Genomic DNA, 24,081 nt, shown 5'->3' on the forward strand with positions numbered 1-24,081 from the left:
GGTCGTGGTGAGCGGGTTCTTCGCCGCCCTCTGGGCACTCCTACATCGCATGTCACAACGGTATCCGTCACAGCAGAGCCCCTTGTTTCGCCTGCAGAGCCGCAAGCGGTTGGCAGTCGATGTGATCGGCATGCCGCTCCCGAGCCTTGGGCGATTGGCGGCGGAGGCCGACGGCTATTTGCACTTCGTGCGCTTCACCAGCGGCAAGCAGCGCAACGTGGATGCGCCGAAGCCGCTGCTGCGCGAGGTGCAAGGTCGCCTGGCGACCTTGCTGAACCGCATCGAGGTCGGCGCCTATCTTCATTCAGGCCAGAAGCAGCGGTCCTATCTGAGCAACGCGATGACGCACCGCGACGCTTGCAAGGTGGTGAAGCTCGACATTCGCCATTTTTACCCGTCCATCACCCGCGACCGCATCTGGCGCTTCTTCGCTCAAACCCTGCAGTGCTCAGGAGATGTTGCGGCCCTGTTGGCGAGGCTGTGCACTCACCACGGCAGCGCGCCCATCGGCAGTCCCGTCAGCCAGGTGCTGGCATATCACGTCGTGCGGCCCATGCTGGACGAACTGCATCGCTTGGCGCTGCACCATGACCTTCGGTTCACCTGCTATGTCGATGATCTGAGCTTCTCCGGTGACGGCGCGGATCACGCCTTCCTGGCAGCCGCCAGTGCCGTTGTCGAGCGCCACGGCTTCTTGCCGCATGCGGCGGATTGCTATGCAGCGGGAGAGGACCGATTGGTCACTGGCGTGCTACTGACCTCCGCAGGGCCGCGCGTGCCCGGCCCTCAATTGGCCAGAGTGGATGAGGCGCGCCAGGCTTCCGCTAAGGCCGTGGGCGGAGCTGCCCGCTTGGATGCGCTGGCGCGACTGCTGGGTGCTCTCGCGTCGGCGGCCGCCATCGACGGCAGCTTTCTGGCAGAGCTGGCTCAGTGTCGACTTGAATGGCAGATGCTGAGAAAGCGCTTCAAGGCTGTCGGCGCGCGCACCGGGCCCACTCGCGGTAAGCCGCGCCTACATCCGCGGCGCCTCTACAGGGGCTGACCGTGCCGAAGAGGCCAGTCTGAGATGATCCGCGCGCCATGCGCCCACACCACCTCGCCCTCACCCTCGCCGCCCTCCTTGCCCTGACTGCCTGCGCCAGCTCCAGCCAGGACAAGGTTGCCGGTGCCGCCACCACACCGCTGAGCGACCTCAACGTCGTCCGCGCCGACATCCCCGAAGTGCTGAGGGCCGCCGCCGCTGCGCCCTACGCGCAGCCGGCCGATGTCAGCTGCCCGGCGTTGGCCGCCAGCATCCATGCGCTGGACGAATTGCTGGGCCCCGATCTCGATGCCCCAGCCGGCAAGAGCGGCGCCGGCTTGCTGGAGCGCGGCGAGGACGCCGCCACCGGCGCGCTGCAGCGCACGGCCGAGGGTGTCATCCCCTTCCGGGGCTGGATACGCAAGCTGAGTGGCGCCGAGCGTTACGCACGCCAGGTCAACGCGGCGATTACGGCCGGCGGCGTGCGACGCGGCTTCCTGCGCGGCCTGGCGGTGGCCAAGACCTGCGTGGCGACCACGCCGGCCAAAGCGGCCTGAATGGCCTGAGCGGCCTGAGCGGCCGAAGCGGCCCGAGCGCGGCGCGCTCACAGTCCTTTGCAGGCCGTCAACACTCAGCAAAACTTTGACGACGGTGCGGCAATGCGGCGTCGGCAGACTCGCCGCCGATGTCTGCCGCTCGCCTCTTCCCTCGCCCCTCCCCGCGCCTCACACCGCCCAGCGCCGCCGCCCTGGCGGTGCTGCTCTTCATGCTCTGGGCCATCGTCGGCACGAGCTGGTTCATGCGCCACTACTTCGGGCTGGTGACGCCCGACCAGGTGCTGTTCCATCTGCAGCACGGCGGCTTGGGCGAGGCGGATTCGCGCCTGTATTGGCGCGCGCTGCGCTGCCTGGCTGGCGTCGTCGGGTTGGCGCTGCTCAGCCTCCTGCTGCTGGGCCGCCTGCGGCGCCCGCACCGGCTGCCGTTGCTGGCGGCATTGGGCGTCGGTGCCGTGCTGTCGGTCCATGCCACCGTGTCCGATCCCTGCGTGCCCGAGGCCGATGGGGGTGACTACCTGGCCCGTCACTTCGTGGACCCTGGCCGCGTCACCTGGCAGGCGCCGGCCAGCAAGCCCGACGTGCTCGTCGTCTTCGTCGAGTCACTGGACCAGGGCTACACCCAGCCGCGCGACACGCAGGCGCCGCTGCTGCCGCAGCTGACCCGGCTGCAGGATGACGCGCAGACGCTGGGCCAGCTGCACAACCTCAGCGGCGCGAGTTGGACGCTGGGCGGCCTGTTCAGCGCGCTGTGCGGCGTGCCGCTGCAGCCGGTGGGCGTCATGAGCCGCCAGTCGTACGAGTACGCCAGCCACTTCTACGCGGGCGGGCACTGCCTGACGGATGTGCTCGCCGAGCAGGGCTGGCAGCTCAGCTTCTATGGTGGTGCGTCGCTGAAGTTCGCCGGCAAGGGGCATTTCCTGCAGGACCATGGCGTCGCGCGCCGCTTCGGCGCCGAGCAATGGCGGCAGGCGGGCCTGCCGGTGCCCACGCAGGGCTGGGGCCTGCTGGACAGCGACCTCGCCCGGCAGGCCTGGGCCGACATGCAGCGCCCGCGACGCGCTGATGAGGCGCGCATGAGCGTGGTGCTGACGGTTGACACCCACGGCCCCGCCGGCGCGCGCGACCGTGGCTGCGAGACCGCAAGCGCGCGGGCCGCCGACGAGGACGAGGACGACGTGCCCGTCGAGCTCATGCGCGGCGCACTGCGCTGCACCGACCGTGCCGTGGCGCAGCTGGTGCAGCGCTTCGTCGCGCAGCGCGACGGCCGGCCCAAGGTCGTGTGGGTCATGGGCGACCACCTGAACCCGGCGCCCTTGCTGAACGCGGACCTGCAGCCCGCAGTCGGCGGCCGCACCGTTTTCCACGCACTGGAGCGCTATGACGCCGACGGCCGCTTGCTCCCTGGCGCCGACCAGCAACGCGAGTTCACGCATGTCGACGTGCTGCCCACGCTGGCGGAGGCCATCGGCCTGCGCTGGGCGCCGCAGGCGCATCGGCTCGGCCTGGGCGTGTCGCTGCTGGCCGAGGACCGGCCCGCCACGCTGATCGAAAGCGAAGGCATGGCGCATGTCGACGGCCGGCTGTCGTGCCGGTCGCCGCTGTTCCAGCGGCTGTGGCTCAACGCGATCTGATCCGCGATCAGCGCGCCGTCTTCGGCCGGGGCCTTGCGCCTTCCTCGTCATCGACCCCCTCACCCTCGATGCCCTCCTCATCGGGCGATCCGATGATGCGGTCGACTCCGATGTCCGACGCCTCGGTCTCGTTCGATTCCTCGCTGGTGCCCTCGATGGGCGCGACGGCCTGGTCCCGGTTCAGCGTCACGTCGACCGGCTCGCCCGGGTCGGCGGTCGGCAGGCTGTCGGCGCCCAAGGTGTCGCTGCCGCTATCCGTGCTGTCCGAGGGCCCGAGCGCTTGCTCATCGGTGCCCTTGGGGCGGAGGGGCGCCTTGTCGGTGCCCACGAGGCTGCTGTGTCCCATGGCGGTCTCCTGGTGTGGATGAATGAATCCAGTCTGCGCCGCCAAGCAGTGGGGTGGCGTCGGACGACGGCTAGGCTGGCGTAGGACTTTGCGCTCATGGCTATCCTCACGGGCATGGCCACCAAGAAACCGCCCGCCGCGCCCCGGCCCGCAGCCGCCGCTGACCGCCACGACCTGATCCGCGTGCAGGGCGCACGCGAGAACAACCTCAAGGACATCAGCGTCGACATCCCCAAGCGTCGGCTGACGGTGTTCACCGGCGTGTCCGGCTCGGGCAAGAGTTCGCTCGTCTTCGGCACCATCGCGGCCGAGTCGCAGCGACTCATCAACGAGACCTACAGCGCCTTCGTGCAGGGCTTCATGCCCACGCTGGCGCGACCCGACGTGGACCTGCTGGACGGCATCACCACGGCCATCATCGTGGACCAGGAGCGCATGGGCGCCAACGCGCGCTCCACGGTGGGCACGGCGACGGACGCCAACGCCATGCTGCGCATCCTGTTCAGCCGCCTGGGCCAGCCGCACATCGGTCCGCCCAGCGCGTTTGCCTTCAATGTGCCGTCGGTCAAGGCCACCGGCGTCATCACCGTCGACAAGGGCGACGCCAGCCAGGCGGTGAAGCAGACGTTCACGCGCACCGGCGGCATGTGCCCGCGCTGCGAGGGCATGGGCGCGGTCAGCGACTTCGACCTGACGCAGCTCTACGACTCCGCCAAGTCGATCAACGAAGGCGCCATCACCATCCCTGGCTACAGCATGGACGGCTGGTCCGGCCGCATCTTCCGCGCCTGCGGCTTCTTCGACCCCGACAAGCCCATCGCCAAGTTCACCAAGCACGAGCTGCACGACCTGCTGCACAAGGAGCCGACCAAGATCAAGGTCTCCGGCATCAACCTGACCTACGCGGGGCTGATCCCGTCCATCCAGAAGTCCTTCCTGTCCAAGGACGTAGACGCGCTGCAGCCGCACATCCGCGCCTTCGTCGAGCGTGCCATCACCTTCACCACCTGCCCTGAGTGCGGCGGCTCGCGGCTTGGCGAGGCGGCGCGCTCGTCGCGCATCGCCAAGCTCAACATCGCCGACGTCTGCGCCATGCAGATCAGCGACCTGGCCGACTGGGTGCGCGGCCTGAAGGCAGCTAACGTCGCGCCGCTGCTGACAGCCTTGCAACACCTGCTTGACGCCTTCGTGGAGATCGGCCTGGGCTATCTGTCGCTGGACCGGCCCTCGGGCACGCTGTCCGGCGGCGAGGCGCAGCGCACGAAGATGATCCGCCACCTCGGCTCGGCACTGACCGACGTGACCTATGTCTTCGATGAGCCGACCATCGGCCTGCACCCGCACGACATCCAGCGCATGAACGAGTTGCTGCTGCGCCTGCGCGACAAGGGCAACACGGTGCTGGTCGTCGAGCACAAGCCCGAGGTCATCGCCATGGCCGACCATGTCATCGACCTCGGGCCGCGCGCCGGCTCGGGCGGCGGCGAGGTGGTCTACGAGGGCAGCGTGGCCGGCCTGCGCGCCAGCGGCACGCTGACCGGCCGCCACCTGGACGACCGCGCCGCGCTGAAGGCCGCCGTGCGCAAACCCAAGGGGGCGCTCAAGGTGCGCGGCGCCAGCACGCACAACCTTCAATCCGTCGACGTCGACATCCCGCTCGGCGTGCTCGTCGTCGTCACCGGCGTGGCCGGCTCGGGCAAGAGCTCGCTCATCCACGGCTCGGTCGCCAAGCTGGACGGCGTCGTCGCCATCGACCAGGCCGCCATCCGTGGCTCCCGGCGCAGCAACCCGGCAACGTACACAGGCCTGCTCGACCCCATCCGCAGCGCCTTCGCCAAGGCCAACGGGGTCAAGGCTGCTCTCTTCAGCGCCAACTCCGAAGGCGCCTGCCCGGCCTGCAACGGCGCGGGCGTCATCTTCACGGACCTCGGCCCCATGGCCACGGTGGCCACGACCTGCGAGGACTGCGAGGGCAAGCGCTTCCAGCCGGCGGTGCTGGAATACAAGCTGGCCGGGCGCGACATCAGCGAGGTGCTGGCCATGCCGGTCACCGAGGCCACCGCCTTCTTCGCCTCGGCAAAAGTCCCGGCGGCCCACGTCATTCTGGAGCGCCTGGCCGACGTCGGCCTGGGCTACCTCAGCCTCGGTCAGCCGCTAACCACGCTGTCAGGCGGCGAACGCCAGCGCTTGAAGCTCGCCACCCACATGGCCGAGAAGGGTGGCATCTACGTGCTGGACGAGCCGACGACCGGCCTGCACCTGGCCGACGTGGAACAGCTGCTGGCGCTGCTGGATCGCCTGGTCGATGCGGGCAAATCCGTCATCGTCATCGAGCACCACCAGGCCGTCATGGCCCATGCGGACTGGCTCATTGACCTCGGGCCGGGCGCGGGGCATGACGGCGGCCAGGTCGTGTTCGAGGGCACGCCGGCCGTGCTGGTGAAGAAGAAGTCGACGTTGACGGGCAAGCATCTCGCCGCTTACATCGCCAGTTAGGGAGCGGCTTCCCTCACCAGCCTTATGCCCACCAACGTGTAGCGCGTCTCCGGCGTGTTCCAGTTGCGGTAGGTGCAGCGCGAGTACAGCGACCAGCTGTGCCAGGAGCCGCCCCGGCGCACCTTGGTGTCGCCCGCCGCCGGGCCTGTCGGGTCGGCCGCGGGCGACTGCGCGTAGTAGTCCTCGCCATACCAGTCCGCCGTCCACTCCCAGGCATTGCCGTGCATGTCGAACAGGCCGAAGGCGTTGGGTGCGTAGGAGCCGACGGGCGCCGTGAAGGTGTGGCCGTCATGGCCGGCGAGCGCGCGGTCGCGCCATTGGGGCCAGAGCGCGGCGGTGTCGGCGTCAAAGGTGTTGCCCACGCGCACCAGTCCCTCGGGGTCGTTGCCGTGCTGGTAGCGGCCCTGCTGGCCGGCGCGGCAGGCGTATTCCCATTCCGCCTCGGTCGGCAGCCGGTAGCGGCGGCCCTCCTGGGCAGACAGCCAGCGGGCCATGGCCACGGCGTCGTGCCAGGTCACGTTGACGACCGGGTGGTCGTCGCCCTGAGGGAAGCCGGGGTTCTGCCAGGAGTAGACAGCCCGGCGCCCCTCGAAGGCGTCGTTACGCGGGCTGGTGGCGGGGTCGTAGGCGGGGTTGTAGCCATAGCCTCCGGTGCCGTCGGCGATGGACTCGGGCACGTGGCCCGAGCGCTGCAGGAAGGCCCTGAACTGGCCCACCGTGACCTCGTGCTGGCTCATCTCGAAGGGCCGCGTGATGCGCACGACATGCACCGGCGCCTCGTCGGTCAGCCGCTCGAAGCGGGAGGGGTCCAGCGCCGGGTAGGCGGCGCTCAGCGCGGCGACCGACTCGTCGCTGCCCATCCTGAACTCGCCCGCCGGCAGGCGCACGAAGCTGATGCCCAGCGAGTCGACCAGTGGCGCCGGGGGTGCCGCCGTCTGGAGCAGTGCAGCCAGCGAGAGCTTGAGTGCGAGAAGTTGGGGCATATGGGCCATTGGCGCACGGCTTTAGGGCGTGGAGCTTGCCCTGGGGTGTCAGGGGCAATCCTGCTTGCCGGCGAGCGCCTATAAGAGCCAAACTCGGAGTTCGCGCTGACGATGTCGCAGTCCCGGCGCGAATGGCGTCTGTTCGAACACACCCTTCTTTTCTGGTGCCGACCGTCATGAAGCCTCTGCCCCTGCCATTCCGCCTGCTGGAAGCGCTGGCCCCGCAGCGCGCGCCCATCGACCGAGGGGTCGAGCCCGTGTTGGGCTTCGACCATTTGCCGCCCATCGAGCCCACCGTGGCCCAGCCCTTGCGCCGCCGGGCCATCGAGCTGGAACTGGAGGAGGGCAGCCGCCGCCTCTACGTGCCCATGGTTGCCGAGGCCGAGGTCGTCGAGCGGCCGCGCCGCTAGCCCGCGGGTCAGATGGGCGTCGGCAAGGGCGCGCCCTGCCGCAGCGCCTCCACGTTGGCGATGAAGTTCTGCACCGTCGCGCCAATGGACTGCGGCGACCAGCCGGCCACATGCGGCGTCAGGATGACGTTGTCGAAGGCCAGCAATTCCTGCGGCGGCAGCGGCTCGCCGTCGTAGACATCCAGCGCCGCACCGGCGATACGGCCGGCCTGCAGCGCGGCCACGAGGGCCGCCGTGTCCACGCAGCTGCCACGGGCGATGTTGACGACATGGCCCCCGGCGCCCAGGGCCGCCAGCACCTCCGCGTTGACGATGTGCCGGGTTGCTGCACCGCCGGGCGTGGCCACGACGAGGTCGTCGGCCCAGGCGGCCAGACCGGCGGCGCTGTCGAAGTAGCTCGCCTCGCCCGCATCGGCCTTTGGTTGGCGGTTGTGATAGCCGATGCCCATGCCGAAAGCGGCCGCGCGCCGGGCGATCTTGCGGCCTATGCCACCCAGCCCGATTAGCCCCAAGCGCCGGCCGGTGAAGCTGGGGTAGAGCGGCAGAGCGTCGCGCCAGAGGCCGGCGCGCACGGCCAGGCCTTGCCGGGGCAGGGCGCGCACGCTGGCCAGCAGCAGGGCCAGCGCATGGTCGGCCACGCAATCGTCGTTGGTACCGGCGCCATTGCACAGCGCCACGCCGCGTGCGCGGGCGGCGGCCAGGTCCAGGTTCTCGTAACCGGCGCCCTGGGCGGCCAGCAGCTTCAGCTTGGGGCAGGCGGCGATCTCGGCGGCCGTGAAGCCGACCGAGCCGTTGGTCAGCACCAGCTCGATGTCGGCCGCATGGGCGGCCATTGCCGCGGCGCGCGAGGCCGCGTCCGTCGCTTCGATGACGCGAAAGCGCGCCAGCAGCGCGGCCTTGTGTTCGGCGGCAATCGGCACGAGCAGCAGCAGGGTGTCGTTCATGTGGCCATCATGCCGCGCCTGTCCTCTCTGACGAATGGCAGAGCCGCAGGGCGCGCCCACAATCGCCGCACTTCATACCGAGCTCCGCCATGAAACGACTGCTGCTCCCCGCTCTGCTCGCGGCCACGCTGGCCGCCCACGCGGCCGACGAGACACCGCTGGACACGCTGCCCTACACGCCCAGCCTGGACGTCACGGCCATGGACCGCAGTGCCGACCCCTGCGACGACCTCCACCGCTTTGCCTGTGGCGCCTGGAGCAAGGCCAACCCGATTCCCGCCGACCAGTCGCGCTGGTCCGTCTACGCCAAGATGGCCAACGAGAACCAGCGCTACCTGTGGGGCGTGCTGAACAAGCTGGGCGACACCGCGGCCGAGCGCAGCGCCAACCAGGCCAAGCTGGGCGACTACTTCGCCAGCTGCATGGGCGAGGGCGCCGTGCAGGCCGCAGGTCTCACCGGCCTGCAGCCGCTGCTGGACCGCATTGCCGCGCTGAAGGCCAAGGGCGACCTGCCCGGCCTGCTGGCCGAGCTGCAGCTTGCGGCCGGCAATGACCGGCTGTTCTTCGGCTTCAGCGCCGGCCAGGACTTTGCCGACGCGACGCGCCAGATCGCCTTCGCCTCGGCCGGCGGCCTGGGCCTGCCCGACCGCGACTACTACCTCAAGCGCGACGCGAAGACGCTGAAGATCCGCAACGCCTACGAGGCCCATGTGGCCCAGGTCTTCACGCTGCTGGGTGAGTCGCCCGCCGCCGCCCGGGCCGCCGCGCGCAGCGTGCTGGCCACCGAGACCGTGCTGGCCAAGGCGTCGCTGAGCAAGGTCGACAAGCGCGACCCCTACAAGACCTTCCACGTCGTCGACGCCGCCGGCCTGAAGGCGCTGCTGCCCGGCTTCGACTGGGCCAGCTACCAGGCCGCTTTAGGCACCGCGCCCTGGCACGCGCGCTACAACGTCACCGAGCCAGCCTTCTTCAAGGCCCTCGGCGCGCGCCTGCAGGCCATGAGCCTGGGCGACCTCAAGACTTATCTGCGCTGGCAGCTCGCCAGCAGCCTCAGCCCCGCGCTGAACGAACGCCTGGTGCAGGCCAACTTCGACTTCTACGGCCAGACGCTGACCGGCCAGCCCCAGATCAAGCCGCGCTGGAAGCGCTGCGTGCAGCTCGTCGACCTGCAGCTTGGCGAGGCGCTGGGCCAGGAGTTCGTGGCGCGCAACTTCACGTCCGAGCTGAAAGCCGCCACGGTGCAGATGACCGACGAGATCGAGGCCGCGATGGCCCGCTCCATCGACAGCCTGGCCTGGATGAGCGCCGAGACCAAGGCCAAGGCGCACGCCAAGCTCAAGACCATCGTCAACAAGGTCGGCTACCCCGAGCGCTGGCGCGACTACGCCGGCCTGGCCGTGCAGCGCGGCGACTTCCTCGGCAACGTCGTGCGCGGCAATGCCTTCGAGGCCAAGCGTCGCCTGGCCAAGATCGGCCAGCCGCTGGACCGCGGCGAATGGGGCATGACGCCTCAGACCGTCAACGCCTACTACGACGCGCAGATGAACGACATCAACTTCCCCGCCGGCGTGCTGCAGGCGCCGCTCTACGACCCCAAGCTCGATGAGGCGCCCAACTACGGCAACACCGGGGGCACCATTGGCCACGAGCTGACGCACGGCTTCGACGACGAAGGCCGCCAGTTCGATGCCCAGGGCAACCTGAAGAGCTGGTGGACGAAGAAGGACGGCCGCGAGTTCGAGAAGCGCGCCGCCTGCGTGGTCAATCAGTACGCCAAGTACACCGTCGTCGACGAGATCAAGATCAATTCCAAGCTGACGTTGGGCGAGGACCTGGCCGACCTTGGCGGCCTGGTGCTGGCGTGGGAAGCGTGGAAGGCGCACATGCAGGGCAAGCCCGGCGAGAGCCGCGACGGCCTGTCGCCCGAGCAGCGCTTCTTCGTCGGCTTTGCCCAATGGGACTGCGCCGACGCCCGCCCCGAGGCTATGCGCGTGCAGGCCAAGATCGACCCGCACTCGCCGGCCAAATGGCGCATCAACGGCGTCGTCGTCAACATGCCGGAGTTCGAGAAGGCGTTTGCGTGCAAGCCGGGCGCCAAGCTGGTGAAGGCGGCGGGGGAGCGGTGCAAGGTGTGGTGATTGGCGGCTGATGGTGCTTGCCTGTTGCCCGCCCCAAGCTTGGCTACGGCGCCGAAACTGCCAGGACTGCCTGTGGGTTGGTGCGGGCAATGGCCAGCAGCGTGCGTGCCGCGCCGCTCGGCTGCTTGCGCCCTTGTTCCCAGCCCTGCAGGGTGCGCACCGAAACCCCAAGCAGGTTGGCGAACTGGGACTGAGACAGCCCTGTGGCCTCTCGGGCCTGCGTCGCTGTAGACACCACGACCTTGCCCTTGCCGGCCTTCATGTCCTTGATGGACTGCAGGATCTCTGCGCCGATATCGCGCTTGGCCTCAAAGGCGGCGATCTCTGCTGCATTGAGCTTTTTAGATTTCGAGGGCACGGCGGATCTCCTTGAGTGTGCTGAGGGAGATGTTCTCTGACTCGGCCTTTGCGTACAGGGTGAGAAGGTAGACCTCGCCAGCCTCGTTGCGGGTGAGGTAGACGATTCTCACGCCACCAGATTTGCCAGCTCCTTCCCGCGCCCAGCGGACCTTGCGGACGCCACCTGAGCCGCGGATGACCGAGCCAGCCTCCGGGTCGAGCGCGATGAATACCGCAAACGCCGCACGTTCGTCTTCGTCCCAATATCGCGGCCACAGCTTCTGAAAGATGGGGCTTTCAACGACCGTCAGCATCGGCGAACTATACGCCTTAGGCGCATGGAGGCCAAGGGGGCTGTGACGCTGAACGTTCGGTTGAAAGGAGGCTAAGCCACATCGCGCTCAAGAAAAGTCAGGGCGGTTTCAATCAGTTCCAGCATCTTGGCGTAGCGCATCTGGCCGTGCATCAAGGGTTTCCCATTCATGGACACGTCGATGCTCACTCCCGACCAAGTGACGGGGAGTAACGACTTTTCGTATGGATTGAGTTGAAGACCAGATCATGCGCAAAGCAATTGCGAAGGATGCGCCAAAAGGAAAACCAGGGCTGCGCCTTGAGCATGTCGAGTTGTCCGGTTTCTTGGCAGTACAGCTTTGTGAGCGGAAATAGGTCGGTGAGGGCCGACCTGTACGCCAGCATGTAGAAATCTTCGGTTGCGATCTTCACCGCCTCAGCGCTGCGTGACCACAGACTTGCCGGCAACGTGTCGGCCCCTGCCATGGGGAGGGCCTGCTGCGGCGCACAGATCGATTGCTGCGAGGAACCTGGCCCACACCAATCAACGATTGGAGCAGGCCGAACGAGTAGATGTTGCTGGGCATGGGCAGCTACTTCCTCAAGGCAGCAGCCGGGCAACCCTAGGCCTGCACCACATTCCGCCCCTGCCCCTTCGCCCGATACATCGCCGCATCCGCCCGCGCCAGCACCGCGTCGCTGCTGGCGTCCCCGCGCTCGGCCTCGGTGATGCCGAAGCTGGCGCTCAGCGGCCAGTCCTGCTCCAGCCAGCGCAGCGGCGCGGCGTGCACCAGCGCGCGCATGCGCTCGGCTACCAGCGCGGCGCCGGCGATGTCGGTGTCGGGCAGCAGCACGCAGAACTCCTCGCCGCCCAGTCGACCGAAGCGGTCGACCGCGCGCAGGCAGGGTTGCAGCTCATGCACCATCAGGCGCAGCGCGGCGTCGCCGGCGGCGTGGCCCAGGCTGTCGTTGAGCTGCTTGAAGCGGTCCATGTCGATCATGACGAGGGCGTAGCCGCGGCCGCGCTTGAGCCAGGCGTGGGCCTGGTCCAGGGCGTGGTCGAAGGCGCGGCGGTTCAGCGTGTCGGTCAGCGGGTCGCGCTCCAGCAGGCGCTCGATGCGGCGGATCAGTCGCATCAGCACGAGGAAGGCCAGCGTGGCGTTCTGCAGCAGCGTCAGCACCAGGGCCGTCCACAGGAAGGCGATGTTGAACTCGGTGGGCACGCGCATGTCGGGCGTGCCGCCGGGGCGGATGAAGGTCTCCAGGCCGCGCGCCGCCATCAGCGCCGCGATGAGGAACAGCGGCAGCGCCAGCGCGGCCGGCGTGCGCCGGCCGTCGGCGGCGGCGCCCAGCTGGCGCCACACGGTCAGGCCGGCGGCCGCCGTCAGTGCCGCCCCCATGCCGTTGACGATGCGGGCCGGCCAGCGCAGGTCGCCGTCGTAGGGCAGGGCCAGCAGCACGAGCGCGGTGGCCGCGACGGCGACGGCCGCCGGCTGCCATGGCAGCCGGCGCGTGACGATGCCCGGCACGGCCACGCTCAGCAGTGCGAAGGAGGCCACGGCGAGCACGTCGCCGGGGCGGTAGGTCAGTGCGTCGGGCAGCACGCCGCGCAGCGCATGCAGCGTCAGCGACAGCGCGGCCGCGAGGTTGGCGCCGGCCATCGTCAGCGAGGCGCGCGGCGCGATGCGTGCAACCAGGGCCAGCGACAGCCACACCAGCGTTGCCACCGTGGAGACCAAGATGATGGCCGCCAGCAGCGTGAGCGTCTGCGCCGGCGTGATCATGGCGCGCCCTGCAGGTGCGTGGCGACGCAGACGCGGTTGCGGCCTTCGGCCTTGGCGCGGTAGAGCTCGCCGTCGGCGCGCACGAGGCCGACGTTGCCCTTGGGGTCGCCCGTCACCGGCAGAGCCACGCCGAAGCTGGCGGTCAGCGGCAACACCTGGCCCTGCCACAGCAGCGGCTGCGCCGCCAGCGCGGCGCGCAGCCGCTCGGTGACGGCGGCGGCGGTGGCCAGATCGGCGGGCGAGGCCAGCGGCAGCAGCGCGCAGAACTCCTCGCCGCCCAGCCGGCCCAGGCTGTCCACCGCGCGCAGGCTGGCCTGCCAGATGCCCACGCAGTGCTGCAGGGCGGCGTCGCCGGCGAGGTGGCCGTGGGCATCGTTGATGCGCTTGAAGTGGTCGATGTCGATCATGGCCAGCGCGAAGCCGTGGCCGCGCTGCAGCTGGGCCTGGGCGTTGTCCAGCGCCTGCTCAAAGGCGCGGCGGTTGAGCGCGCCGGTCAGCGGGTCGCGGTGGGTCAGGTGCTGGATGCGCGCGATGACGCGCCAGATCATCAGCGCGATGAGGCTGAGCGTGATGCTGGCCGTGACGATGAACCAGAGCACGGCGCGCTCGGCCGAGGGCAGCTCGCCGCCGCGCAGCAGGTGGCCATGCCAGGCCGGTTCCAGCAGCAGCTCGGCCGCGTGGGTCAGGCTCATCAGCGCGAGCAAGGCGAAGGGCAGCGTCATGAAGGTGGTGACGACGCGCGAGAGCTGGTCGCCCACGCCGCGCACCACCTCGCGTACGGCCAGCAAGGCCAGCACCGTCACGGCGGTCGCACCCGCCAGCTCGGCGGCCAGCCCTGAGCCGGCGGCCAAGCCGGCGGCGATGCCCAGCGCGCCCAGGCCGGCCACCCAGGCGATGTCGTGCGGGCGCTGGCGGCTGCGCAGCATGCGGCGCAGTGCCAGCAGCAGCAGCACGATGCAGCCCAGCAGCCCGAACTCGTGCGCGGCCTGGGGCAGCGGTTCCGGCCAGCTGGCGAGGCTGGCGCCGGCGTTCTGGGTCGCCAAGCGCAGCACATGGGCCGCCGCCATCAGCCGGCTTGCGCGCGGTGCGATGCGGAAGGCCTGGGCGAGCGTCACCCAGGCCAGCGCCGCCATCAAGTTGAAGAGGGCGCTGACCTGGAGGATGGTGGGGACGTCGAGGAATTCCATGCGGCTCGGGGTTAGGCGCAGCATCTTCGTCGACAAGGACACAATGCCGCGCATGTCGGCCTGGGTCTTGATCACCGGGGGTTCGCGTGGCATTGGCGCGGCCGCCGCATGGCGCTGCGCCGAGGCCGGCTGGGACGTGGCCATCAACTACGCGCAGGATAGCGTCGCCGCCGAGGCGCTCGCCGCCAGAGTGCACGCACTCGGTCGGCGCGTGTTGACCCTGCAGGCCGACGTTGCCGATGAGGCCCAGGTGGCCGCGATGTTCGAGCGCCTGGATGCCGAAGGTGGCCGGCTGGGCGGCCTGGTCAACAACGCCGGCATCGTCGCCCCGGCCGCGCGGCTGGAGGCCATGGCGCCCGAGCGCTGGCGCCGGCTGTTCGACGTCAACGTCATCGGCACGCTGCTGTGCTGCCAGCAGGCGGCGCGGCGCATGAGCACGGCGCGCGGCGGCGCGGGCGGAGCCATCGTCAACCTCAGCTCACGCGCGGCCGAGTTCGGCTCGGGCGGCATCTACGTGGACTACGCCGCCACCAAGGGCGCCGTCGACACGTTGACCAAGGGGCTGGCCCGCGAGCTGATCGGCGAGGGCATCCGCATCAACGGCGTGCGGCCCGGCATCATCGAGACCGACATCCACGCCAGCAGCGGCATGCTGGAGCGCGCCAGGGCGCAGGTGAACGACATCCCCATCCAGCGCATGGGCCGCGCCGAAGAGGTGGCGGAGGCGATTGCCTGGTTGCTGAGCGATGCGGCGAGCTACACGGTGGGTGCGCTGCTGGACGTGGGCGGTGGGCGCTGAGGCTCAGCCCGGCGCCAGCAGCGCACGGGCCCTGGGCAACGCGGGGTCCTGCTCGCTGCCGGCCAACTCCAACCGCTCGAGGTCGGGCAGGGCTTCGTCGGGCTGCAGGCCGCGGTCTTGCAGCAACTGGCCGCCTGGCGTGCGGTAGGCCGCCGTGGTCAGCTTGACGGCATTGCTGGCGCTCAGCCTGCGAACGGTCTGGATGCTGCCCCGGCCGAAGGTCTTGCTGCCCAGCAACCGGGCCCGGCCGTTGTCGCGCAGTGCGGCGGCAATGATCTCGGCCCCCGAGGCCGTGCCGCCGTCGACGAGCACGACCAGCGGCAGCGTCGCCAGCGCCTCGGGCCAGGCGTCCTGCCGGGCGCGAGAGTTCTTGCGGATGTCCGCGCGGTCTGCGGTGTAGGTGTGGTTGGCTTCGGGCAGGCGGCCTTCGGTGCGCGTGACGATGGCCTGGTCGGGCAGGAACATCGCGGCCACTTCGACGCTGGTTTCGAGCAGGCCGCCGGGCGAGTGCCGCAGGTCCAGCACCAGGCCCGTGAGCCGCCCGCCTCGCTGCAGTTCACGGAAGGCGTTGCGCAGCTCGACGGCGGTGTTGTCGCGCAGACCGCGCACGCGCAGGTAGCCGAGGTTGCCCGCCCAGCGCTGGCCGGTAACGGGCTTGAGCTGCACGGCCTCGCGCACCAGCTTCAGCGTGCGCGGGGCGGACTCGCCTGGCCGCCGGATCGTTAGCGTCAGCTCGCTGCCGGGGCTGCCTTTCAACCGTGCGTAAGCCTGGTTGAGGTCGGTTTCTTCCAGCGATTCGCCGTCGATGTCGAGGAGGTAGTCGCGCGGTTTGAGGCCTGCCCGCTCGGCGGGCGAGCCCTCGTGCGTCGAGACAATCGCCGGGAGGCCTGCGCGGTGCGCCAACTCGACGCCGATGCCCACCGCGTCCGTCTGACGTCGACCCACCAAGTCGCTCAGGGCCTCGGCGTCGAGGTAGACCGAGGCGCTGTCCAACTCCTTGAACATGCCTTTCGTGCAGGCGGCGATCAGCCGTTCACTGTCCACGGGGGTGACGTAGTCGGCGCGGATCAGTCCGAAGACCGCCGCCATGGTCTGCATCGCCTCCAGCGGCAGCGGCGAGAGCTTGGTGGACTGCGCCTGGACGGCTGACGTGGCTGCCAGCAGCAGTGCGAGGAGCTGGCGGTGCGTTGCAGGGAACTGGGCCATGTTGGAAGGGGTGGGAAGAAGAGAAGAAAAAAGAAAGAAGAAAGAAGAAAGAAGAAGGAAGGGGGTCAGCGCTTCTCGACCAGCGTCGATTCCACGCCGCTCTCCTCACGCAGCCTGGCCGCCGTCGCCCGCGCTTCCTCCACATTCGGGAAGGGCCCGGCGCGCAGCCGGTGCAGGCCGGCCTCGCGCACGACAGTCAGCAGCGGCAGCAGGCTGAGGTCGGCCTCGGCCACGCGCTGGCGCAGGCTGTCGGCGGCGTCGAGCTTGGCGAAGGCGCCGAACTGCAGCCAGTAGCGGGTGCCTGCGGTCGCGATGACGGTGGTGGTCTCGCGCTGCGGTGCGCCGGGTGGCGTGGCGGGCACGAAGACGGGTGGGGGTTCGTTCGCCGCCACGTTGTCCGGTTTTTGCCAGTTGCCCGCGCGGATCTCGGCATAGGTGATGCGCCTCACCTCCACGGGCGCGACGCCACGCAGCAAGTCGAGCTTGAGCGCTGCCGTGTAGCTGAGGTCGATGATGCGGCCCTTGTGGAACGGGCCGCGGTCGTTCACGCGGACGATGACCTCGCGGCCGTTGGCGGGGTTGCGCACGCGGGCGTAGCTGGGGATGGGCAGCGTGGGGTGGGCGGCCGTCATGGCGTACATGTTGTAGACCTCGCCGCTGGCCGTGGGTCGGCCGTGGAACTTGCGGCCGTACCAGGAGGCCAGGCCGCGGTCGGCGTAGGTGGTGTCGTTGGCGATGGGCTCGTAGCGCTCGCCCAGCACCTCATAGGGCTTGTTCGGGCCGCCGATGCGGATGGCCTCCAGGCGCGGCATGGCGTCGGGCACCTTGAGCAGTTCGGCCGGCGGGTTGGGCAGCGGGCCGTCGCGGTCGGTGCTTGTGGTCAGCACCGTGGGCTTCGATGCGCAGCCGCAGAGAACGGCCAGCGCGGCCAGCAGCAAAGCCAGCCCAGTATGCTTTGCCCCCTGTTCCCATCGTCGATGCCATGCCATGAGCAACTTCGTCTTTCCTCCAGTCGAGACCCCGAGCGCCGCCGTGCGCGGCACGGATGCCCGTTACGCGGTCAGCCGCATCTTCTGCGTCGGCCGCAACTATGCCGATCATGCCCGCGAGATGGGCGCCGACCCGACGCGCGAGCCGCCCTTCTATTTCACCAAACCCGCCACGGCGCTGACCGCGTCGGGCTCGACGGTGCCCTACCCGACCGAGACCAAGAACTATCACTACGAGATGGAGCTGGTCATCGCCATCGGTGCGCCGGTCTTCAAGGTGACGCCCGAGGCCGCCCGCGCCGCCATCTGGGGCTATGCCGCCGGCCTGGACATGACGCGCCGCGACCTGCAGGCCGTGGCCAAGGCGGGCGGTAAGCCCTGGGATACGGCCAAGGGTTTCGACCAGTCCGCCATCCTGACCGACATCGCCCGCGTGTCCGATGTGGGCCTGCTGGAGAAGGGTGCCATCACGCTGAGCGTGAACGGCGTCGAGAAGCAGCGCGGCGACCTGGCCGACATGATCTGGAGCCAGGCGGAGATCGTGTCCAACCTGTCGCACCTGTATCACCTGCATCCGGGCGACCTGATCTACACGGGCACGCCGGCCGGCGTCGGTGCGGTCGTCACGGGCGACGTGCTGGTGGGCCGGATCGAGGGCCTGGGTGAGATCACATTGACGGTGGGGCCGGCCGAGTGATGTTTGACGAAGAGACATTGGAAGGCGCTCGCGCGAGGAATATTCGCGAGGCGCTGGCCGAAGACATCGGCCGCTGCGACTGGACGGCCCAGCTCGTGCCCGCAGGCCGACGCGTGGCGGCACAGGTGCGCGTGCGTGAACAGGCCGTGCTGTGCGGCCGCGACTGGTTCGACGGCGTGTTCGCGGCGCTGGACGAGAGCAGCCGCATCGACTGGCTCTACGACGAAGGCGCGGTCATGACGGCCGACAGCATCGTCTGCCGCATCGAGGCCGATGGCCGCCTGCTGCTGAGCGCCGAGCGCCCGGCGCTGAACTTCCTGCAACTGCTGTCCGGCACGGCGACCATCACGCGCGCCCATGTCGACGCCGTGGCCGGCGCCAGCACCAACCCCAATGGCTGCGCCATCCTGGACACGCGCAAGACTATCCCCGGCCTGCGCCTGGCGCAGAAGTACGCGGTGCGCGTCGGCGGCGGGCAGAACCAGCGGCTGGCGCTGTATGCCGGCATCCTCATCAAGGAAAACCACATCGCCGCCGCCGGTGGCGTGGGTCAGGCCTTGCGCGCGGCACAGGCGCTGGACTCGGGCGTGGACATCCAGATCGAGGTCGAGACGATTGACCAGCTGCACGAGGCTCTGGATGCCGGTGCGGTCAGCGTGCTGCTGGACAACTTCAGCGAGGCGCAGATGCGCGAGGCCGTGGCGGTCAACACGGGCCTTGCGCTGCTGGAGGTCTCGGGCGGCGTCGCCCTCGATCAACTGCGCTGGATCGCCGCGACGGGCGTGGACCGCATCTCTATCGGCCGGCTGACCAAGGACGTGCGCGCGGTGGACTATTCCATGCGCGTGCTGGGTCCGGTTTGAATCGGACTGCTGGCCGAGCGCCGGGCCGCTCCCAAGCCGGCCTGCGAGCGATGTGCTTGGCGGTCAATCCGACAAGCATCGCTGTCCCCTAGGGGGACCGACCAGACTCGCTCGCGTTCAGCGCAGCGAGTTTGGGCGAGGGGCTCCATTCACTCGTCAAACCAGGGCTCGTTCGGCAGGTCGTCAAACACCTTGCGGAGGCCCGCGCTCCAGCCCATGCGCAGCGCCAGGAAATAGGGGTCGTCGCGGCCGATGCGGTGCGGTGGCTTCATGGCCATCTCGAACTGGTTGGCGCGCAGCATCAGCATGTCGATGGGCAGGCCCACCGACAGGTTGGACTGAATGGTCGAGTCGAAGCTGACGAGGGTGCACTTGGCGGCCTCGTCCAGCGGTGTCGTGTCGTAGCGGATGACCCTGTCGATGATGGGCTTGCCGTACTTGCTCTCGCCGATTTGGAAGTAGGGCGTGTCCTCCGTCGCCTCGATGAAGTTGCCCTGCGGGTAGACGTGAAAGAGGCGCGGGCCCTCGCCCAGGATCTGGCCGCCGATCAGCATGTTGGCGCCGAAGTCCACGCCGCCGCCGTAGTCGTGGCTGTCGCGGGCGACGATCTCCTTCAGCGTGCGGCCCAGCAGCGCAGCGGCGTCGTAAAGCGTCGGCACGTTGAGCAGGTGCTCGCCTTCGCCATTGAGGCGGTGGTTGAGCACGGACATGACGGATTGCGTCGTGGCCAGATTGCCCGCCGTCAGCACGACGATCTCGCGCTGGTGAGGGATCTGGAACTGGTACATCTTGCGAAAGCTCGCGATGTGGTCGACGCCCGCATTGGTGCGGGTGTCCGAGGCAAACAGCAGGCCGGCGCGCAGGCGCATGGCGACGCAATAGGTCATGGGGGCAGGTCCTCTACAGGCGACCGGCCGATTATGGCCAGCACCCTGCTCAGTGCGAGTCGCGCTCCACCACCGAGCCCGAGCTGCCGACGAGCAAATCGAGATCGGCGCCGAGGTGGGCCTGCTGCACATGGTCGATGTAGAGCTTCACATAACCCCGCGTTGCGACGGCGGCAGGCGGTGTCCAGGCGGCGCGGCGGCGGGCCAGCTCTTCGTCGCTCACCAGCAGCTGCAGGCGGCGCGCGGGCACGTCCAGCGCGACGAGGTCACCGTCCTGTACCAGCGCCAGCGTGCCGCCGGCCGCCGCCTCGGGCGCGACGTGCAGCACGACGGTGCCGTAGGCCGTGCCGCTCATGCGGCCGTCGGAGATGCGCACCATGTCCTGTACGCCTTGCTCGACGAGCTTGCGCGGCAGGTCCACATTGCCCACCTCGGGCATGCCGGGGTAGCCGCGCGGGCCCACGCCCTGCAGCACGATGACGCTGTCGGCGGTGATGGCCAGGTCGGGTTCGTCAATGCGGGCGTGGTAGTCCTCCATGCTGCTGAAGACGACCGCCGGGCCGGTGTGGCGCAGCAGGGCCGGTGTGGCGGCCGAGGGCTTGATGACGGCGCCCTGCTCGCACAGGTTGCCACGCAGCACGGCAATGCCGGCGGCCGGCTGCAGCGGCTCGGCCAACGGCCGGATGACGGTCGCGTCGTAGCACTGGGCGCTGCGGTAGTTCTCGTCCAGCGTCCGGCCGTTCACCGTCAGCAGGTCGCGGTGCAGCAGATCGCCCAGCTCCTTCATGACGACGGAGAGGCCGCCCGCGTAGAAGAAGTCCTCCATCAGCCGCTCGCCCGAGGGCTTGAGGTTGACGAGCAGCGGCACCTGGCTGCCGTGGCGGTCGAAGTCCTCCAGCGCCAGCGGCACGCCGATGCGGCCGGCGATCGCCAGCAGGTGCAGGATGAGGTTGGTGGAGCCGCCCACGGCGGCGTTGACGACGATGGCGTTCTCAAACGCCTGGCGCGTCAGCACCTTGTCCATCGTCAGGTCCTCGCGAACCATGTCAACGATGCGCCGGCCGCTCAGTTGCGCCATCAGCTTCTTGCGCGAATCGGCGGCCGGGATGGAGGCCATGCCAGGCAGCGTCATGCCCAGGGCCTCGGACATGACGGCCATCGTCGACGCCGTGCCCATGGTGTTGCAGTGGCCGGCGCTGCGCGCGCCGCAGACCTCGGCCTCGGTCAGGTCGGCCTCGTTGAACTCGCCGCTGTCGATCTTGGCCTTGACCTGCCAGTTGAAGGTGCCCGAACCGATCTCGCCGCCACGGAACTTGCCGTTCAGCATCGGCCCGCCGGACACGACCAACGCCGGCAGGCCGACGCTGCAGGCGCCCATCAAGAGCGACGGCGTGGTCTTGTCGCAACCCGTCATCAGCACGACGCCGTCCAGCGGGTTGGCGCGCAGCGACTCCTCCACATCCATGCTCGCCAGGTTGCGGAACAGCATGGTGGTGGGCTTCATGATGGTCTCGCCCAGCGACATGACCGGGAACTCCATCGGCACGCCGCCGGCTTCCAGGATGCCGCGCTTGACGTTCTCGGCCAGCTCGCGCAAGTGGCCGTTGCAGGGCGTCAGCTCGCTCCAGGTGTTGCAGATGCCGATGACTGGCCTGCCGCCGAAATAGTCGTTCGGGTAGCCCTGGTTGCGCAGCCAGGCGCGGTGCACAAAGCCCATCTTGTCGCGCCCGCCGAACCAGCCCTGGCTGCGCAGTTTCTTCTTCCCCGTCACGTCATCCGTCACCGTCGTCTCCTCATCAAGGAGGCAAATGGTAGCGCTATCCAGCCATGGCGGCCAGGCGCGGGGCAGCGGCAGGGGGCAGGCAACCCTGGCCTTGCAGCGAGGCCTCGATAGCGTCATCCAGCGGCGTGTGGGGCTCGTGGCCCAACGTGGCGAGCAGCTTGGCGTTGTCCATGCGCACAGGCTGCTGCCACAGGTAGCGCATCTCCTGCATCTCCTTGAAGGTGGCGACGAAAGGAGAGGCCAGCTTCAGCAGCCACCAGGGGAGGGCAGCGATGCGTGGCGCACGGCCATGGCGGGCGGCCACGCGCTGGATGGCCTCGGCCATCTCGCGGCCGCTGGCGTCCCAGTGGCCGGCCATGTGGAAGCTGGCAAAGGCGGGAAGCGCCTCGCGCTTGGCGAGCAGCTCGACCATGGTGCGCGCCACGTCGGGCAGGTAGGCCCATTGGTGGCCTGCGCCCGGCGCGGCGGGGTTGCTGATGCTCGTGATCGGCTTGCCCGGCTTGATGACGCCCTGCGAGAACCAGTTGTTGCCCGCCTTCGGTCCGAAGAAGTCGCCGGCCCGCACGACGATGACGCGCGCGCCGCGCTCGCTGGCCTTGCGCAGCCGCGCTTCCATCTCGACGCGTATGGCGCCCTTGCGTGTGACGGGGCGCTGAGGCGAGTCCTCGCGCAGCGGCGAAGCCAAGGCGTCGGGCCCGAAGTTGTAGACCGTGCCGGGCAGCACCAGCGTGGCCTGCTGGGCTGTGGCGGCGGCGATGGCGTTGTCCAGCATGGGCAGCACGAGGCGCTCCCAGTCGCGGTAGCCGGGCGGGTTGACGGCATGCACGATGACGCCGCAGCCCTGGGCGGCGCCGGCCACATCGGTTGCGTTCAGCGCGTCGCCGCGCAGCCAGTGGATGCCGTCGCGCGTCTCATGGGCGGCGCCCAGCCCGCGCTGAAGCGCCTTCACCACCCAGCCCGCATCGCGCAACTGGCGCGCCACCTCACCGCCGATGCCGCCACTCGCGCCGAGCACCAGAGCTGTTTTGTCGTTGCTGTTCATCGCTGTGTCCCAAGAGTTGATGAGGCGGATTCTGGGCAGCGGCGGTCTATTTGAGAATTGCCGAAGGTGAGTGTGCGGTTATACATTTATGCATGACGTCAACCTTGCCCTGGGAACTGCTGCACACGCTGCTGGGCGTGCTGCGCGAGGGCTCGCTGTCGGGCGCTGCGCGCGTGCTCGGCCTGACGCAGCCCACCGTTGGCCGCCACATCGCCGCGCTGGAAGAAGCGCTGGGCCAGCTCCTCTTCACGCGCTCGCCCACCGGCCTGCTGCCTACCGACACCGCACTGGCGCTGCGCGCCCATGCCGAGCAGATGGAGACCGCGGCCGCCGCGCTGCAACGGGCGGCCTCAAGCCGAGGCGACGAGTGCGTGGGCACAGTCCGCGTGACAGCCAGCGAGGTCATCGGCGTCGAGGTGCTGCCGCCCATCTTCGCGGCGCTGCGCGAGCGCCACCCCGGGCTGGTGCTGGAGCTGGCACTGGGCAGCCGCGTGCTGGACCTGCTGCGCCGCGAGGCCGACATCGCCGTGCGCATGACACCGCCCGAGCAGGGCCAGCTCATCGCGCGGCGCATCGGCAGCATCGAGCTCGGTCTGCACGCCCACCCGGACTATCTCGAGCGCCGTGGCCGGCCGGCCTCGTTGGCCGACATGCAGGGCCACACGCTGATCGGGTTCGACACCGTCACGCCCTTCATCCGCGCGGGTGCCAAGCGCATGGGCGGCATCAGCCGCGACAGCTTCGCGCTGCGCTGCGACTCCGACCTCGGCCAGCTTGCACTGATGCGCGCGGGTGCGGGCATCGGTGTCTGCCAGCTGGCGCTGGCGCGGCGCGAGCCAGTGCTGGAGCGCCTGCTGCCCGAGCAGTTCGCCTGGCCGCTGGAGACCTGGGTCGCCATGCACGAGGACCTGCGCCAGAGCGCTCCCTGCCGCCTCGTCTTCGACGCGCTGGTGGACGGGCTGACGCGCTACGTGGGCGGCTGAGCCACCGGCCTACTTCTTGGCCACGGTGGCGAGCGCATGGGCCATTTCCAGGTGATGCCGCAGGCCGGGCAGCGTCTTTTCCGCCCAGGCCTTGATCTCGGGGTCCTTGGCCTCGAGTGAGGCCTTCTCGAACAGCTCGATGGTGTCCTGGTGGGCCTTGATGCCGAAGTGCTTGGCGTAGCGCTCGTCGAACTTGTCGTTGTCGCCGGCGTCGATGAGTTTGATCTCGGCCTTCTGCGTGACCGAAGGGCCCTCGGGCAGCTTGACCTTCTTGGTCGCGGCCAGCGCCTTGAGCTCGTCGGCCACCTTGGTGTGGTCGGCAATCATGGCATCGGCAAAGGCCTTCACGTCGGCGTTCCGTGCCTTGGTCTGGGCCAGTTTGCTGGCCTCGATCTCGGCGGCACCGACGTGGGCGGCTGCCTTCAGGAAGGACGAGTCGGACCGCGCATGGGCTTGGGCGCCGAAGGTGGCGGCGGCCACCAACAGCGCGAGGCTGGCGAATCTGTGCAGGGGGTGCATGGCGGCTCCTAGGCTTCTGGGGTTGGCAATGCCAGTCTAGGCAGCGCCTCCCGCCGGGCCCGTCGTTCAGCGCCGAAGCCGCTGTAGGAGGGCAGGCCGGCCCCTTCCGACAGCTGCGCGTCCTGCAGGCCGACACCTGCCGCCGCCCGCGCTGCCTAGGCTTCAGGCTCTCAACGCCAGCAA

The 24,081-nt window shown here is 69.3% G+C and carries 24 protein-coding genes; 10 read left to right on the forward strand and 14 right to left on the reverse strand.

What is annotated here, in order from left to right; genetic code table 11:
• The first annotated feature begins 82 nt into the window (after positions 1–82).
• The 3 genes from ACXRVZ_RS06240 (at position 83) to ACXRVZ_RS06250 (ending at position 3,209) form a co-directional block, all read left to right on the forward strand.
• On the forward strand, positions 83–1,042 hold the full coding sequence (locus ACXRVZ_RS06240) for a reverse transcriptase family protein (RefSeq protein ID WP_458232245.1): 960 nt from the start codon (positions 83–85) through the stop codon (positions 1,040–1,042).
• Positions 1,043–1,080: 38 nt separating this feature from the next.
• Positions 1,081–1,578 (forward strand): hypothetical protein, encoded by a 498-nt coding sequence (locus ACXRVZ_RS06245; RefSeq protein ID WP_457418755.1) that lies wholly within the window; start codon positions 1,081–1,083, stop codon positions 1,576–1,578.
• Positions 1,579–1,706: 128 nt separating this feature from the next.
• Positions 1,707–3,209, forward strand: coding sequence for a sulfatase-like hydrolase/transferase (locus ACXRVZ_RS06250; protein ID WP_457418757.1), 1,503 nt, complete (start codon positions 1,707–1,709; stop codon positions 3,207–3,209).
• 7 nt (positions 3,210–3,216) lie between these two features.
• Here the strand turns inward: ACXRVZ_RS06250 and ACXRVZ_RS06255 are convergent, their stop codons facing one another.
• Positions 3,217–3,555, reverse strand: a complete 339-nt coding sequence (locus tag ACXRVZ_RS06255; protein ID WP_457418759.1) for a hypothetical protein — start codon at positions 3,553–3,555, stop codon at positions 3,217–3,219.
• A 96-nt stretch (positions 3,556–3,651) separates the two neighbouring features.
• Here ACXRVZ_RS06255 and ACXRVZ_RS06260 point away from each other — a divergent pair, with 96 nt between their 5' ends.
• Complete coding sequence (locus ACXRVZ_RS06260) at positions 3,652–6,051, forward strand: ATP-binding cassette domain-containing protein (RefSeq protein WP_457418761.1); 2,400 nt, start codon at positions 3,652–3,654, stop codon at positions 6,049–6,051.
• Here the strand turns inward: ACXRVZ_RS06260 and ACXRVZ_RS06265 are convergent.
• A complete protein-coding gene (locus tag ACXRVZ_RS06265; RefSeq protein ID WP_457418763.1) occupies positions 6,048–7,043 on the reverse strand; it encodes a formylglycine-generating enzyme family protein in 996 nt (331 codons plus the stop codon). The two genes, ACXRVZ_RS06260 and ACXRVZ_RS06265, sit on opposite strands and share 4 nt — an antisense overlap.
• A gap of 167 nt (positions 7,044–7,210) precedes the next feature.
• Here ACXRVZ_RS06265 and ACXRVZ_RS06270 point away from each other — a divergent pair, with 167 nt between their 5' ends.
• Complete coding sequence (locus ACXRVZ_RS06270; RefSeq protein ID WP_457418765.1) at positions 7,211–7,444, forward strand: hypothetical protein; 234 nt, start codon at positions 7,211–7,213, stop codon at positions 7,442–7,444.
• A gap of 8 nt (positions 7,445–7,452) precedes the next feature.
• Here the strand turns inward: ACXRVZ_RS06270 and ACXRVZ_RS06275 are convergent, their stop codons facing one another.
• Positions 7,453–8,388 carry an NAD(P)-dependent oxidoreductase gene (locus tag ACXRVZ_RS06275; protein WP_457418767.1) on the reverse strand — a complete coding sequence of 312 codons (936 nt, stop codon included), beginning with the start codon at positions 8,386–8,388 and terminating at the stop codon, positions 7,453–7,455.
• 89 nt (positions 8,389–8,477) lie between these two features.
• Here ACXRVZ_RS06275 and ACXRVZ_RS06280 point away from each other — a divergent pair, with 89 nt between their 5' ends.
• Complete coding sequence (locus ACXRVZ_RS06280; RefSeq protein ID WP_457418769.1) at positions 8,478–10,526, forward strand: M13 family metallopeptidase; 2,049 nt, start codon at positions 8,478–8,480, stop codon at positions 10,524–10,526.
• 43 nt (positions 10,527–10,569) lie between these two features.
• Here the strand turns inward: ACXRVZ_RS06280 and ACXRVZ_RS06285 are convergent, their stop codons facing one another.
• The 5 genes from ACXRVZ_RS06285 to ACXRVZ_RS06305 form a co-directional block, all read right to left on the reverse strand.
• Complete coding sequence (locus ACXRVZ_RS06285) at positions 10,570–10,884, reverse strand: helix-turn-helix domain-containing protein (RefSeq protein WP_457418771.1); 315 nt, start codon at positions 10,882–10,884, stop codon at positions 10,570–10,572.
• Positions 10,868–11,179, reverse strand: a complete 312-nt coding sequence (locus ACXRVZ_RS06290; protein WP_457418773.1) for a type II toxin-antitoxin system RelE/ParE family toxin — start codon at positions 11,177–11,179, stop codon at positions 10,868–10,870. Before ACXRVZ_RS06290 ends, ACXRVZ_RS06285 begins: the two co-directional genes overlap by 17 nt.
• Before the next feature lie 184 nt (positions 11,180–11,363).
• A complete protein-coding gene (locus ACXRVZ_RS06295; RefSeq protein ID WP_457418775.1) occupies positions 11,364–11,645 on the reverse strand; it encodes a hypothetical protein in 282 nt (93 codons plus the stop codon).
• Positions 11,646–11,782: 137 nt separating this feature from the next.
• Positions 11,783–12,943, reverse strand: a complete 1,161-nt coding sequence (locus tag ACXRVZ_RS06300; RefSeq protein WP_457418777.1) for a diguanylate cyclase domain-containing protein — start codon at positions 12,941–12,943, stop codon at positions 11,783–11,785.
• Positions 12,940–14,130 (reverse strand): GGDEF domain-containing protein, encoded by a 1,191-nt coding sequence (locus ACXRVZ_RS06305; protein WP_457418779.1) that lies wholly within the window; start codon positions 14,128–14,130, stop codon positions 12,940–12,942. The genes ACXRVZ_RS06300 and ACXRVZ_RS06305 overlap by 4 nt, the downstream gene beginning before the upstream one ends.
• A 52-nt stretch (positions 14,131–14,182) precedes the next feature.
• Here ACXRVZ_RS06305 and ACXRVZ_RS06310 point away from each other — a divergent pair, with 52 nt between their 5' ends.
• The gene (locus ACXRVZ_RS06310) at positions 14,183–14,929 is read left to right on the forward strand and encodes an SDR family oxidoreductase (protein WP_457418781.1); all 747 of its coding nucleotides are present in this window, start codon (positions 14,183–14,185) and stop codon (positions 14,927–14,929) included.
• A 3-nt stretch (positions 14,930–14,932) separates the two neighbouring features.
• Here the strand turns inward: ACXRVZ_RS06310 and ACXRVZ_RS06315 are convergent, their stop codons facing one another.
• Both ACXRVZ_RS06315 and ACXRVZ_RS06320 read right to left on the reverse strand, forming a co-directional pair.
• Complete coding sequence (locus ACXRVZ_RS06315; RefSeq protein WP_457418783.1) at positions 14,933–16,135, reverse strand: S41 family peptidase; 1,203 nt, start codon at positions 16,133–16,135, stop codon at positions 14,933–14,935.
• A gap of 65 nt (positions 16,136–16,200) precedes the next feature.
• Positions 16,201–17,022, reverse strand: coding sequence for a septal ring lytic transglycosylase RlpA family protein (locus ACXRVZ_RS06320; protein ID WP_457418785.1), 822 nt, complete (start codon positions 17,020–17,022; stop codon positions 16,201–16,203).
• A 100-nt stretch (positions 17,023–17,122) separates the two neighbouring features.
• Here ACXRVZ_RS06320 and ACXRVZ_RS06325 point away from each other — a divergent pair, with 100 nt between their 5' ends.
• Positions 17,123–17,821, forward strand: coding sequence for a fumarylacetoacetate hydrolase family protein (locus ACXRVZ_RS06325; protein WP_457418787.1), 699 nt, complete (start codon positions 17,123–17,125; stop codon positions 17,819–17,821).
• Positions 17,821–18,684, forward strand: a complete 864-nt coding sequence (gene nadC / locus ACXRVZ_RS06330) for a carboxylating nicotinate-nucleotide diphosphorylase (protein ID WP_457418789.1) — start codon at positions 17,821–17,823, stop codon at positions 18,682–18,684. Before ACXRVZ_RS06325 ends, nadC begins: the two co-directional genes overlap by 1 nt.
• A 149-nt stretch (positions 18,685–18,833) precedes the next feature.
• Here nadC and ACXRVZ_RS06335 read toward each other — a convergent pair whose 3' ends face one another.
• From ACXRVZ_RS06335 to ACXRVZ_RS06345, 3 genes are read right to left on the reverse strand one after another with little or no spacing between them, the layout of a single operon-like run.
• Positions 18,834–19,571 carry a peptidase gene (locus ACXRVZ_RS06335; RefSeq protein ID WP_457418791.1) on the reverse strand — a complete coding sequence of 246 codons (738 nt, stop codon included), beginning with the start codon at positions 19,569–19,571 and terminating at the stop codon, positions 18,834–18,836.
• Positions 19,572–19,620: 49 nt separating this feature from the next.
• A complete protein-coding gene (locus ACXRVZ_RS06340) occupies positions 19,621–21,354 on the reverse strand; it encodes an IlvD/Edd family dehydratase (protein ID WP_457418793.1) in 1,734 nt (577 codons plus the stop codon).
• A 34-nt stretch (positions 21,355–21,388) separates the two neighbouring features.
• Complete coding sequence (locus ACXRVZ_RS06345; protein ID WP_458232246.1) at positions 21,389–22,396, reverse strand: NAD-dependent epimerase/dehydratase family protein; 1,008 nt, start codon at positions 22,394–22,396, stop codon at positions 21,389–21,391.
• Positions 22,397–22,488: 92 nt separating this feature from the next.
• Here ACXRVZ_RS06345 and ACXRVZ_RS06350 point away from each other — a divergent pair, with 92 nt between their 5' ends.
• Entirely contained in the window at positions 22,489–23,379 is an 891-nt protein-coding gene (locus tag ACXRVZ_RS06350) for a LysR family transcriptional regulator (protein ID WP_457418797.1), read from the forward strand.
• Between the two features lie 9 nt (positions 23,380–23,388).
• Here the strand turns inward: ACXRVZ_RS06350 and ACXRVZ_RS06355 are convergent, their stop codons facing one another.
• Positions 23,389–23,898, reverse strand: a complete 510-nt coding sequence (locus tag ACXRVZ_RS06355; protein ID WP_457418799.1) for a DUF4142 domain-containing protein — start codon at positions 23,896–23,898, stop codon at positions 23,389–23,391.
• Positions 23,899–24,081 lie beyond the last annotated feature (183 nt).

Source organism: Roseateles sp. P5_E8, assembly GCF_054177665.1.

Bases quoted from the DNA above. Each gene is read 5' to 3' on its own strand.
- ACXRVZ_RS06245 (WP_457418755.1), top strand. From the start codon at position 1,081: ATGCGCCCACACCACCTCGCCCTCACCCTCGCCGCCCTCCTTGCCCTG.
- ACXRVZ_RS06250 (WP_457418757.1), top strand. From the start codon at position 1,707: ATGTCTGCCGCTCGCCTCTTCCCTCGCCCCTCCCCGCGCCTCACACCG.
- ACXRVZ_RS06255 (WP_457418759.1), bottom strand. From the start codon at position 3,555: ATGGGACACAGCAGCCTCGTGGGCACCGACAAGGCGCCCCTCCGCCCC.
- ACXRVZ_RS06260 (WP_457418761.1), top strand. From the start codon at position 3,652: ATGGCTATCCTCACGGGCATGGCCACCAAGAAACCGCCCGCCGCGCCC.
- ACXRVZ_RS06265 (WP_457418763.1), bottom strand. From the start codon at position 7,043: ATGGCCCATATGCCCCAACTTCTCGCACTCAAGCTCTCGCTGGCTGCA.
- ACXRVZ_RS06270 (WP_457418765.1), top strand. From the start codon at position 7,211: ATGAAGCCTCTGCCCCTGCCATTCCGCCTGCTGGAAGCGCTGGCCCCG.
- ACXRVZ_RS06275 (WP_457418767.1), bottom strand. From the start codon at position 8,388: ATGAACGACACCCTGCTGCTGCTCGTGCCGATTGCCGCCGAACACAAG.
- ACXRVZ_RS06280 (WP_457418769.1), top strand. From the start codon at position 8,478: ATGAAACGACTGCTGCTCCCCGCTCTGCTCGCGGCCACGCTGGCCGCC.
- ACXRVZ_RS06290 (WP_457418773.1), bottom strand. From the start codon at position 11,179: ATGCTGACGGTCGTTGAAAGCCCCATCTTTCAGAAGCTGTGGCCGCGA.
- ACXRVZ_RS06295 (WP_457418775.1), bottom strand. From the start codon at position 11,645: ATGGCAGGGGCCGACACGTTGCCGGCAAGTCTGTGGTCACGCAGCGCT.
- ACXRVZ_RS06300 (WP_457418777.1), bottom strand. From the start codon at position 12,943: ATGATCACGCCGGCGCAGACGCTCACGCTGCTGGCGGCCATCATCTTG.
- ACXRVZ_RS06305 (WP_457418779.1), bottom strand. From the start codon at position 14,130: ATGGAATTCCTCGACGTCCCCACCATCCTCCAGGTCAGCGCCCTCTTC.
- ACXRVZ_RS06310 (WP_457418781.1), top strand. From the start codon at position 14,183: ATGTCGGCCTGGGTCTTGATCACCGGGGGTTCGCGTGGCATTGGCGCG.
- ACXRVZ_RS06315 (WP_457418783.1), bottom strand. From the start codon at position 16,135: ATGGCCCAGTTCCCTGCAACGCACCGCCAGCTCCTCGCACTGCTGCTG.
- ACXRVZ_RS06325 (WP_457418787.1), top strand. From the start codon at position 17,123: ATGAGCAACTTCGTCTTTCCTCCAGTCGAGACCCCGAGCGCCGCCGTG.
- nadC (WP_457418789.1), top strand. From the start codon at position 17,821: ATGTTTGACGAAGAGACATTGGAAGGCGCTCGCGCGAGGAATATTCGC.
- ACXRVZ_RS06335 (WP_457418791.1), bottom strand. From the start codon at position 19,571: ATGACCTATTGCGTCGCCATGCGCCTGCGCGCCGGCCTGCTGTTTGCC.
- ACXRVZ_RS06345 (WP_458232246.1), bottom strand. From the start codon at position 22,396: ATGAACAGCAACGACAAAACAGCTCTGGTGCTCGGCGCGAGTGGCGGC.
- ACXRVZ_RS06350 (WP_457418797.1), top strand. From the start codon at position 22,489: ATGACGTCAACCTTGCCCTGGGAACTGCTGCACACGCTGCTGGGCGTG.
- ACXRVZ_RS06355 (WP_457418799.1), bottom strand. From the start codon at position 23,898: ATGCACCCCCTGCACAGATTCGCCAGCCTCGCGCTGTTGGTGGCCGCC.